This window comes from Rummeliibacillus sp. TYF-LIM-RU47 (assembly GCF_008638315.1).
Lineage (GTDB): Bacteria > Bacillota > Bacilli > Bacillales_A > Planococcaceae > Rummeliibacillus > Rummeliibacillus stabekisii.
Genome location: NZ_VVIR01000001.1, coordinates 709574 through 720731, shown reverse-complemented (window position 1 = coordinate 720731; position 11158 = coordinate 709574). Strand labels below are relative to the sequence as shown.

The 11158-nt window shown below is 38.3% G+C and carries 10 protein-coding genes; 1 reads left to right on the top strand and 9 read right to left on the bottom strand.

Annotated features, from left to right (window positions below; all coding sequences use genetic code 11):
* Window positions 1–52: 52 nt before the first annotated feature.
* The gene (locus F0527_RS03500; RefSeq protein ID WP_147194354.1) at window positions 53–910 is read left to right on the top strand and encodes a TetR/AcrR family transcriptional regulator; all 858 of its coding nucleotides are present in this window, start codon (window positions 53–55) and stop codon (window positions 908–910) included.
* 30 nt (window positions 911–940) lie between these two features.
* On the opposite strand, the gene qoxD is transcribed toward F0527_RS03500, so the two are convergent.
* The 9 genes from qoxD to pdhA all read right to left on the bottom strand — a co-directional run bounded on the left by qoxD (window position 941) and on the right by pdhA (window position 11116).
* The gene (gene qoxD / locus F0527_RS03495; RefSeq protein WP_147194357.1) at window positions 941–1225 is read right to left on the bottom strand and encodes a cytochrome aa3 quinol oxidase subunit IV; all 285 of its coding nucleotides are present in this window, start codon (window positions 1223–1225) and stop codon (window positions 941–943) included.
* A gap of 1 nt (window position 1226) precedes the next feature.
* Window positions 1227–1826: a cytochrome aa3 quinol oxidase subunit III gene (gene qoxC, locus F0527_RS03490; protein WP_066785060.1), complete on the bottom strand. Its 600-nt coding sequence runs from the start codon at window positions 1824–1826 to the stop codon at window positions 1227–1229.
* Window positions 1826–3769 (bottom strand): cytochrome aa3 quinol oxidase subunit I, encoded by a 1944-nt coding sequence (qoxB, locus tag F0527_RS03485; protein ID WP_150283828.1) that lies wholly within the window; start codon window positions 3767–3769, stop codon window positions 1826–1828. Before qoxB ends, qoxC begins: the two co-directional genes overlap by 1 nt.
* A 34-nt stretch (window positions 3770–3803) precedes the next feature.
* Window positions 3804–4703, bottom strand: a complete 900-nt coding sequence (gene qoxA, locus F0527_RS03480) for a cytochrome aa3 quinol oxidase subunit II (protein ID WP_147194359.1) — start codon at window positions 4701–4703, stop codon at window positions 3804–3806.
* Window positions 4704–5194: 491 nt separating this feature from the next.
* On the bottom strand, window positions 5195–5977 hold the full coding sequence (locus tag F0527_RS03475) for an SDR family NAD(P)-dependent oxidoreductase (RefSeq protein ID WP_150283827.1): 783 nt from the start codon (window positions 5975–5977) through the stop codon (window positions 5195–5197).
* 254 nt (window positions 5978–6231) lie between these two features.
* The gene (gene lpdA, locus F0527_RS03470; RefSeq protein WP_066785047.1) at window positions 6232–7647 is read right to left on the bottom strand and encodes a dihydrolipoyl dehydrogenase; all 1416 of its coding nucleotides are present in this window, start codon (window positions 7645–7647) and stop codon (window positions 6232–6234) included.
* 3 nt (window positions 7648–7650) lie between these two features.
* Window positions 7651–9003 (bottom strand): dihydrolipoamide acetyltransferase family protein, encoded by a 1353-nt coding sequence (locus F0527_RS03465; RefSeq protein WP_150283826.1) that lies wholly within the window; start codon window positions 9001–9003, stop codon window positions 7651–7653.
* Between the two features lie 19 nt (window positions 9004–9022).
* Window positions 9023–10000, bottom strand: a complete 978-nt coding sequence (locus F0527_RS03460) for an alpha-ketoacid dehydrogenase subunit beta (protein WP_066785040.1) — start codon at window positions 9998–10000, stop codon at window positions 9023–9025.
* 3 nt (window positions 10001–10003) lie between these two features.
* Window positions 10004–11116, bottom strand: a complete 1113-nt coding sequence (gene pdhA, locus F0527_RS03455; protein ID WP_147194368.1) for a pyruvate dehydrogenase (acetyl-transferring) E1 component subunit alpha — start codon at window positions 11114–11116, stop codon at window positions 10004–10006.
* Window positions 11117–11158: the final 42 nt, after the last annotated feature.

Genomic DNA, 11158 nt, shown 5'->3' with positions numbered 1-11158 from the left:
GCTGGTCAAAAGTCAAATTATAGAAAGAAAGTATCATAGAAAGAGTGAAACAATGTCAAAACGAGACCTAATTATCGAAAAGTCTATGGAAATCTTATCCGAGCGTACCATTTCATCTACATCTATTCAAGATATTACAGCAGCATGCGGGATATCTAAAGGCGCGTTTTATCTTTCTTTTAAATCTAAGGAAGAACTCTTAATTGCAATATTTGAATATATTATTAGAGATATCACAGCAAAGTATCAGGTTCTCTTAAATTTACAAGCAGAACCTAGGGAGAAACTAATACAGTATTTTGTTATTTCTTTTCAATTTGTCGAAAAGAATTATCCTTTTTTAATGGCACACGGTCGTGAGCTGATTAATATTATAGACCCTAATGCCCTGGAAGAAATCATTCAACAGTTCAAGAGAGCTGATTATGTCGCCTTGTTTCTTTTAGATGAGGTATATGGTAATCAAATATCTCAAAACAAATATGACCTTGTCGTATGTATTCAAGGGTTAGTAAAAAGCTATACAGAGATCATTATGAATCCTAAGCAACGAGTCGACTATTATGAGATGAGCAAGATACTTGCACACCATATTGATGTATTGGCCACAGCTCCAATTGAGCCGTTAATTACAAAAGAAATGTTTGAGTTAAATCATAAAAAAAGCCGACATTTGGAAAAAGAAGAGTTACTATCAGAAATTGAAAAGTGCAAAAAGGATATTCTAGATGATGCAGTATTACAAGACACATTCGATTTGCTAACGGAAGAATTGCAGAAGGAATCTCCACGTAAAGCCTTGTTGCTCGGCATGTCTTCAAATTTAACTGCAAGCAATGAACTTCGTTGGCTTGCTACATTAATCAAACAATATAGCCATCATATGTATGAAAAAAGCAGGACAAATTAAATTGTCCTGCTTTTTATTATTAGTCTGCGATTAGTAGCCCCATACCATTGCAAGAAGCGTACCAAACACCGTAATTAAACCTACAACTACTGCATAAATAATAGTGACGTAGAGAGATTTTTTGTCATCAGTTTCACCGATATGCATGAATAGTATCAGTTGGACTAGCGCTTGAGCAGCAGCTGTAATCAGCAAGATGGTCATAGCCAATCCATTAGACATACCTTTGAACATAATAACAGTTAACGCAGCGAGTGTTAAAAGAAGAGAACCTACGAACCCTAATACGTGCTCTTTAGGAAAAAGTTCTTTCATATTACAACACTCCTTTCAAGTACACAAAACTGAAGATGAAGATCCATACAACATCAAGGAAGTGCCAATACAGTGAAAAGATAAATGCTTTATTAGCTGTTTTCGCATTCAAGCCATGTCTCTTAATTTGAATAAGGATGGCTGATCCCCATAGGAAACCAAATGTTACGTGGGCACCATGCGTGCCTAATAAAGTCATTAAAGCTGACATAAACGCACTTGTTGTAATTGTTGCACCATCATGAATATATGTTAAGAACTCGTTAATTTCTACGCCAAGGAATACTAAGCCAAGAAGTAACGTAATGATGTAGAATACCATCATCGCTTTCTTACGACCAATACGCATTGCATGAACGCCTAAACCGATTAAGAAACTACTTGTTAACAATACAAATGTTTCTATTAATACTGGTGGCATTTCAAATATTTCTTTACCTGTTGGGCCAGTACCTGTGCGATCTGCTAATGCAAAATAAACACTAAATAATGTCGCGAAAAGAACAATTTCTGCTCCTAAGAATACCCAGAAACCAAAGATTTTCATCTCGTTCTCATGTGTGCGGTATTCAAGTGGGGCTGATGTATTTTCTTTAGACATTATTGTTCACCTCCCAAACGTCTTTCTGTTTCAACAATTTCAGCCACTTCGATGTAATGGCCTTCATCTTTTTCAAATGAACGATATGCCAAGAATCCAAGAGTTGCTAGACCAAAGACAATTACTCCAGCCCATACACTAAATACAAAGAAGAAAGCAAACAAGAACATAACACCGGCCATCCACATTGGCGCACTACTATTATTCGGCATATGAATTCGTTCATACTCGCCAGCAGTAATGTCTCTACCTTCTTTTTTCGCAAACCAATATTCATCCAATTGGTTGATTTTTGGTACTACTGCAAAGTTGTACTCTGGAACTGGACTGTGTGTTGCCCATTCAAGTGAACGTGCATCCCAAGGATCTCCAGTTGTTTCACGTGGACTGTGACGGAAGCTGTAGTAGATGTTGTAGCATAGTAAGATAAAGCCTACACCCATCATTAAAGCTCCTAGGAACGATACCATATTCAATGGACCATAGCCTGTGTCAGCTGAATATGTGTACATACGACGCGCATAACCATCTAAACCTAAAATGAATAGTGGGAAGAACGCAATGTTAAATCCTAAAATGATAAACCAGAAAGCAGATTTACCTAATTTTTCATTCAAACGGAAACCAAAGATTTTTGGCCACCAGTAGTGGTAACCTGCTAGTACACCAAATACTACCCCTGGAATCAATACATAGTGGAAGTGAGCTACCAAGAACATTGTATTATGGTATTGATAGTCGGCACTTGCCATAGCAAGCATAACCCCTGTTACCCCACCAATTGTAAAGATTGGGATAAACGCTAATGCATAAAGCATTGGAGTCGTAAATTGGATTTTCCCATGCCTCATCGTCAGAAGCCAGTTAAAGATTTTTACACCTGTCGGCACTGCAATCAACATAGTTGTAGTTGAGAAGACGCCGTTAACCATTACACCGTGTCCCATAGTATAGAAGTGGTGAGCCCATACCATGAAGGAAAGTAACGAGATAATGACCATACTCATAACCATTGATTTATAGCCGTAAAGGTTTTTCCGTGCAAATGTCGCGATAATTTCACTGTAAATACCGAATGCAGGAAGTATAACAATATATACTTCTGGATGTCCCCATACCCAGAATAGGTTTGCCCACATCATGTCCATACCGCCATCTTGCATTGCGAAGAATTTTGTACCGAACTGGCGGTCCAAAGTCATTAATGCAAGTGCTACAGTTAATACAGGGAATGCAAATGTAATAATCACGTTTGTAATCAATGCGGACCAAGTAAACATTGGCATTTTCATTAATTTCATGCCAGGTGCACGCATTTTAAATATAGTTGTAATAAAGTTGATACCTGTCATTAAAGTACCGATACCTGAAATTTGAAGAGCCCAAGCGTAATAGTTATTCCCTACACCTGGATTGAATTCAGTACCTGCCAACGGGAAGTAAGCTGTCCAGCCGGCATTTGGTGAACCTCCGATAACGAATGATACATTCAACAAACCAGCACCTGCTGCAAATAGCCAGAAGCTAAGAGCATTCAGACGTGGAAATGCAACGTCTCGCGCACCAATTTGTAGTGGTACTACAATATTCATCAAACCAATGATGAATGGCATTGCCATGAATAAAATCATGATCAAACCATGTGTAGTAAAGATTTCATTATAGTGTTCGGAGTTTAATAATCCGTTTTCTGGTATAGCTGTTTGAGCACGCATTAATAAAGCATCAATACCGCCTCTAAACAACATGATAAGCGCTACAAAGACGTACATAACGCCAATTTTTTTATGGTCAACAGTAGTTAGCCAGTTTTTATATAACCAGCCCCACTTTTTGAAATAAGTCAAACCTGCAACAACAGCAATAGCTCCTACGATGATACTGATACCAGCCGCTAAAATCATCGGCTCTTTCATCGGAGCGAATAACTCATCAAAACTCATGTGTGTAACTCCTTTCATTCTTTAGAATGATAAATTAATGAGACATATCCATGCCTTCCATATCCTTATCCTTCATATTCTCCATATCGTGTTTCCCATGTTTTCCATGTTCCATTGGAGCTGGTCTAAAGGTTAGGTGAGTAGATGAATAACTTTTACGTCCTACAAAAGAAGTTTTTAATAGCTTATCGAACTCTTTTTCAGTCAATTTAGGTTCCTTCGCTTTTACATCTTTTATCCATTCATCAAAGTCTTTTTGTGACATTGCTTGAGCCTCAAACTCCATTTGAGCAAAGCCTTCACCGCTAAAGTTTGAATTTCGGCCCATATAAGAACCTTCTTGGTCAGCAGCTAGGTGAATTTTTGTAAGCATATCACTCATTGCATATTTTTGACCTGCTAATTGCGGAATCCAAAAACTTGTAATCGGACCGAATGAATATAACCTAAATTCAATTGGTCGGTCTGTCGGGATGTTCACATAATTTACAGTTTCAACACCTTGTTCTGGATAGCTAAAGTGCCATTTCCAGTTTGAAGAAGATGCATATATAACGAGCGGTTCTTTATTACCGTAACCCTCTGGTTTCTTTTCAACTTTTGATGTTGTAAACACTGTTACAATCGCAAGTGCTGTAACAATAAGGATTGGTATTACTGTCCAAACAACTTCCAGTACTTTGCTGCCCTCTTCGTGCGGCGGCTCATAATCTGGCGCTTGTTTTGACGCACGATATTTTGAAAGCATGTTAATCAAAAGAACATATACGACTAATAGAATGACAAGCATTACGATAATCGACATTATGATTGTGTTTGACAACGTTCTTGCATTAGGACCTTTTGGATCAAAGATCATCAAAGGCTGACATCCGGATAAAACAAGTGTCAAGAATGCCATAACAAAAGGTAAGATTAACACTTTTTTCTTCATAATTTTACTCCCTTCTCAAGAAAACAAATAAAAACATTATAAAGTGTTTTAATGAATTGTTGGTCCCTTCTAGAAACTAATTTCTACAAGCTTTCCTTTTATAATTGAAAAAACATAAAAGTAAAAGTATAAAACTACTTGTTGAGACTTTTTTACATTTCCACTTTATATATAGTAGAAAATAACAACAGCAATTTTAATTCACCTTACTTCCCTATAAATTCAATCATTCTTTTCTTGATTCATATGAATTATACTCCAACCGATTTTTATTAAAAGAAAAAAGCACTCATTATCACAATTCATTCAAGGATTTTTGAACGTTGTGTGTATTAACTTTGAACAAAATGTGTACGAAGAAAAAAACTAAAATATAGTTCTAAAAAAGGAAAGTTTTTGATGCTTTTTTGCTTTAAATTGAATGCAAAAATTAAAATTTTACAAAAAAATAAAACCCACCAAAGGATGGAATCTTTGATGAGTTTTTACTTTTAAAGAGCAGGTGCAGCTCCACCATCTATATTAACTGCAGTACCGCTTACATATGACGCTGCATCTGAAGCTAAGAATGTAATTACATTTGCTGCTTCAACAGTGTCCCCAATCCTGCCAAGCGGAATGGATTTCCCTACTTCTTTAGAGTATTCTTCCCAAGATAACTCTGGCGATTCATGTTTCCACTTTTCTTCTATTTGTGCACTGCGGATTAACCCAATGCAGACAGTATTAACCCTTATGTTTAATGAGCCTACATCTTTGCTCATCGCATTTGTAAGTGCCATTCCAGCTGCACGGCTTACAGTAGTTGGCAATGAAGATGCTGGAGGTGTTTTCCCTAAAACGGCAGTAACATTTACAATTGATCCTCCGCCTGCCGCTTCCATATGTTGAATCGCTGCCTTTGCCGTATGAATTGCGCCAAATAACTTTAAATTCAAATCGCTTTTCCAAAAGTCTGTATCTACATCTAAAAATGAATGAGCAGCTGAAGTGCCCGCATTATTAACTAAAATATTAATTTTTCCGTATTTCTGCATGGTTTGCTCGATCAGGTTTTGGCAATCTTTTTCATTCGTCACATCTGCGACAACAGCAAATGCTTCTTTTCCTGTCGTTTCTTTTATTTCTTTTATCGCTTCATCGAGAGAAGTTGCAGTACGCGCACATATTACTACTTCTGCTCCCTCTTCAACTAATTTTTTTGCTGTAGCGAGTCCAATACCTTTGCTGCCTCCCGTTACAATCGCTACTTTATCTCTTAATTTCAAATCCATTAACAGCACTCCCTTTTTATAATTCATGCACTCTTTAACTTTACCTTCTCCTTCGTCTTTCAAACATTTTTATGCAGTGAATTTAGGATTTATTAAAACATAATTAAGAATTATAGGGTAGGAGACTAACAAGCAACTACATTCGATTTATGTCCAATTAGAAATAAAAAGGGCTGTAGGCAAACTCAAAAGTTTGAGTTTGATTACAGCCCATTCTCTTAATTAATCTATTAAGAGATTTAGATAAGGTTAGATTATTTTTTTGCAATAATATGGATTGGGTTACCAAGTGCAACTTCAGCTGTTTCCATAGTAATTTCGCCTAATGTTGGGTGTGCGTGAATAGTCATCGCAACATCCTCAAGCGTCATACCTGCTTCAATCGCTAAACCAATTTCAGCAATCATATCAGAAGCACCAGAACCAACGATTTGGCCACCTAATAGCAAGCCATCTTCTTTGCGCGCAACTAATTTCACAAAGCCTTCTGTTTCATTTAATGCTAATGCACGACCATTCGCAGCGAATGGGAATTTGCCAGTTGAAACTTCAAACCCTTCTTCTTTTGCTTGGTCTTCAGATAAACCAACAGTAGCCATTTCTGGATCTGTAAAGCATACAGCAGGAATTGCTAAATAATCGACAACAGATTTTTCGCCAGCGATTGCTTCAGCAGCCACTTTACCTTCATAAGATGCTTTATGAGCAAGTTGTGGTCCAGCAACGATATCACCAATTGCATAGATATTTGGAACGTTTGTGCGGCATTGTTTGTCAACTTTGATTAAACCGCGTTCACCAAATTCAATTCCCACTTCTTCTAAGCCCATTTCATCCGTATTCGGACGACGACCAACTGTTACAAGTACGTAATCTGCTTCTACTGATTTAGCTTCACCATTTACTTCATATTTAACAGTTACGCCTGTTTCAGTTTCTTCAACACCTTGTGCTAAAGCATTTGTTTCGATTGTAACGCCTTTTTTCTTAAGACCTTTTTTCACAATAGTAGTCATTTGCTTTTCGAAGCCAGCAAGAATATCTTTACCGCCTTCAAGAATTGTTACTTCAGCACCTAGGTTTGCATAAGCAGAACCTAATTCTGTACCAATGTAACCGCCGCCAATAACAACTAGTTTGCTAGGAACTTCTTCTAGGTTAAGCGCGCCTGTTGAATTTAAGACGCGTTTTGAGAATTTAAAAGTTGGAATCTCAACTGGACGTGAGCCAGTTGCGATAATAACGTTTTTAAAGTTGTAAGTTTGTGCTGAGTTTTCTGTGATAACGCGTAATGAGTTAGCATCATGTAAATATGCTTCGCCTTTTACCACTTCAATATTGTTGCCTTTAAGCAAACCAGAGACGCCGCCAGTTAATTTTTTAACTACAGAATCTTTAAATTCTTGCGCTTTTTTGAAGTCTAATTTCACTTCTGAAGCAACAATTCCCATATCATCGGAATGTTTAGCTTTTTCGAAGCGGTGACCTACAGAGATTAATGCTTTAGATGGGATACAACCTACGTTTAAGCATACACCACCAACATTTTCACGTTCAATTACTGTCACTTTTTGTCCAGTTTGTGCTGCACGGATTGCTGCAACATATCCACCAGGGCCTGCGCCAATGACAATTGTGTCTGTTTCGATTGGAAAATCTCCTACTACCATTTTTTACGCCTCCATTAATAATAATTCTGGTTCGCTTAACAAGCGTTTAATATGATTTAACGCATGTTGAGCAGTCGCACCATCAATCATACGATGATCAAAGCTCAATGATAATGCTAACACAGGTGCAGCTACAATTTCACCATTTTTTATTACAGGTTTTTCTGCAATTCGCCCAATTCCTAGAATTGCGACTTCTGGGTGATTAATCACAGGAGTGAACCATTGTCCGCCAGCTGAACCGATATTTGTAATAGAGCATGATGCGCCTTTCATTTCGTTTGGCGCTAGTTTTCCTTCACGAGCTTTTGTTGCTAACTCGTTAATTTCATTTGACACAGCAAATACAGATTTGCGATCAGCATGTTTGATAACAGGAACAAGCAAGCCTTTTTCTGTATCGGCTGCAATTCCTATATTGTAATAATGTTTTTGGATAATTTCTTGTGTTGCATCATCTAATGAACGGTTGAAATCAGGGAACTCACGCAATGTGCTGACTAAAGCTTTTACCACATAAGGTAGGTATGTTAATTTAATACCTTTTTCAGCTGCAGCTTCTTTGAATTTCTTGCGATGTGCCACCAATTCAGTCACATCTACTTCATCCATCAGCGTTACATGTGGAGCTGTTTGTTTAGAATGCACCATTGCTTTTGCAATTGCACGACGTATACCTGACATTTTTTCACGTGTTTCTGGGAAATCACCTTCAGGAATTGCCGGTGTTTTGCTTGTTTCTTGTACTGATTCTTGGCTTGCTGTTGCTTCAACAACTTCAGCTTTTTCTGTTGCTGGTGCAGCTTTACCGTTTTTAAATGCTTCGATGTCTTCTTTTAATACACGGCCATTTTTACCAGAACCAGAAACTTGTTTAATGTCTACACCGTTTTCACGTGCAAATTTACGGACAGATGGCATTGCGATAACACGTGCATTGCCTACTGTTTCTTCTGGCTCTTCTCCTACTGGAGGAGTTGCAGTTTTTGGCTCTTCTTCTTTAACAGCTGGCTCTTTTTCGACTTCTTTGCCTGATTCAGCAGTTGCTTGGACTTGCGCTTCTGTTTCTTCTTCTGCGTCTTCATCTTTATGTCCATGAAGTTCTAACTCTTCATATCCTGGTGCGTCAATTTCAAGCAATACAGTACCAACAGTTGTCAATGTACCCTCTTCGACTAGCACTTTTTCAATTGTTCCTTCTACCGGAGATGGAATTTCAACAACAGCTTTGTCGTTTTGCACTTCTGCCAATATTGTATCTTCTTCGATCTTATCGCCTGGTTTTACAAACCATTTGACGATTTCTCCTTCATGGATACCTTCACCAATATCTGGTAATCGGAATTTATATGCCATTTTAAGTCACCACTCCTTTTTAGAATTCTAAAACTTTTTTAGCTGTAGCTATAATGTCTTTTGAATTTGGCAACCACACAGCTTCAGCTTGTGGGAACGGATATACAGTGTCAGGTGCTGTAACGCGAAGTACGGGTGCTTCAAGACTTAAAATAGCGCGTTCCGTAATTTCACTTACTACATTCGCTGCAATACCTGCTTGTTTTTGTGCCTCTTGGACAACGATTGCACGACCTGTTTTTTCAACAGATGCAATGATTGTTTCGATATCCAATGGTTGAATTGTTCTTAAATCAACTACTTCAACAGAGTAGTTTTCTTTTTCTAATGCTTCTGCTGCTTTTAAAGATTCATGAACCATAGCGCCATAAGCAAAAATAGAAAGATCTTTACCTTCGCGTTTTACATCTGCTTTACCTAGAGGAATAGTGTAAGACTCCTCTGGTACTTCTTCACGGAATGAGCGGTATAGTTTTAAATGTTCTAAGAAAACAACTGGATCATTGTCGCGAATAGACGAAATTAAAAGCCCTTTAGCATCATATGGAGTAGAAGGAACAACCACTTTAAGACCTGGTTGAGAAGCTACTAATCCTTCTAAGCTGTCTGAGTGCATTTCTGGTGTATGAACACCGCCGCCAAATGGAGAACGGATTGTAACAGGTGCATTTAGGCTGCCACCAGAACGATAGCGCATACGTGCTAATTGACCGCTGATTGAATCCATTACTTCATAGACGAAACCGAAGAATTGAATTTCAGGAACAGGGCGATATCCTTGTAAAGCTAGACCGATTGAAAGACCGCCAATACCTGATTCTGCTAGCGGTGTATCAAAAACTCGATCCTCGCCAAACTCTTTTTGAAGACCTTCTGTTGCACGGAAAACCCCTCCGTTGACACCAACGTCTTCACCGAATACTAGCACGTTTTCGTCATCTTTTAGTTCACAACGAAGTGCATCTGTAATTGCTTGAATCATTGTCATTTGTGCCATCGGTTACTTCGACTCCTTTTGCGCGTAGATTTCATATTGTTCTTTAAGATTTGCTGGCATTTCTTCATTCATAATATTGATTAAGTCTGTTACTTTTTGTTTTGGTGCTTCATCCGCTTTTTTGATTGCTGCTTTGATCTCTTCTTTTGCTTTTTCGATTACTTCAGCTTCTTTTTCTTCGCTCCATAAACCTTTTTCAGTCAAGTACTTACGGAAACGAACGATTGGGTCTTTCTTTTCCCATTTTGAATCTGTATCTGATGTACGGTAACGAGTAGGGTCATCGCCTGCCATTGTATGCGGGCCATATCGATAACAAATTGTTTCAATAAGTGATGGACCTTCTCCTGCTACAGCACGTTTACGCGCATCGCGAGTCGCCACGTATACAGCTAGTGGATCCATACCATCTACTTGGATGCTTGGAAGTCCTGCTGCAATCCCTTTTTGAGCAATTGTAGAAGCAGCTGTTTGTAGTTCACGTGGTGTAGAAATAGCATATTGGTTGTTTTGTACGATAAATATAGCAGGTGATTTAAATGCTCCTGCAAAGTTAATACCTTCGTAGAAATCACCTTGTGAAGAACCGCCGTCACCTGTGTAAGTAACCGCTACTGCTTTTTTACCTCGTTTTTGCATGCCAAGTGCAACACCTGCAGTTTGCACGTATTGAGCACCAATGATGATTTGTGGAGCTAAAATGTTTACCCCTTCAGGAACTTGGCCGCCAACGAAATGTCCGCGTGACCATAAGAATGCTTTCCATAAAGGAAGGCCATGCCAAACGATTTGCGGTACATCGCGATATCCAGGCAAGATATAGTCTTCTTTTTCAAGTGCATAGTGGGAAGCAATTTGAGAAGCTTCTTGACCAGCAGTTGGTGCGTAGAAGCCTAAACGTCCTTGGCGATTTAATGAAATAGAACGTTGGTCAAGTATACGTGTAAAGACCATTCTGCTCATTAATTCAACTAATTCTTCATCAGAAAGATTAGGATTAGCGCTTTCGTTAACGATTTCCCCTTCTTCATTCAAAATCTGGAACATTTCAAACTTTTCTTCAATTTCGTGCAAATTTGCTACAGGATCAAATTGTTGTCCTTTTTTTGAAGCCATGTTCTCACATCTCCTTTATATATCTGTATTACAAAATCTAAT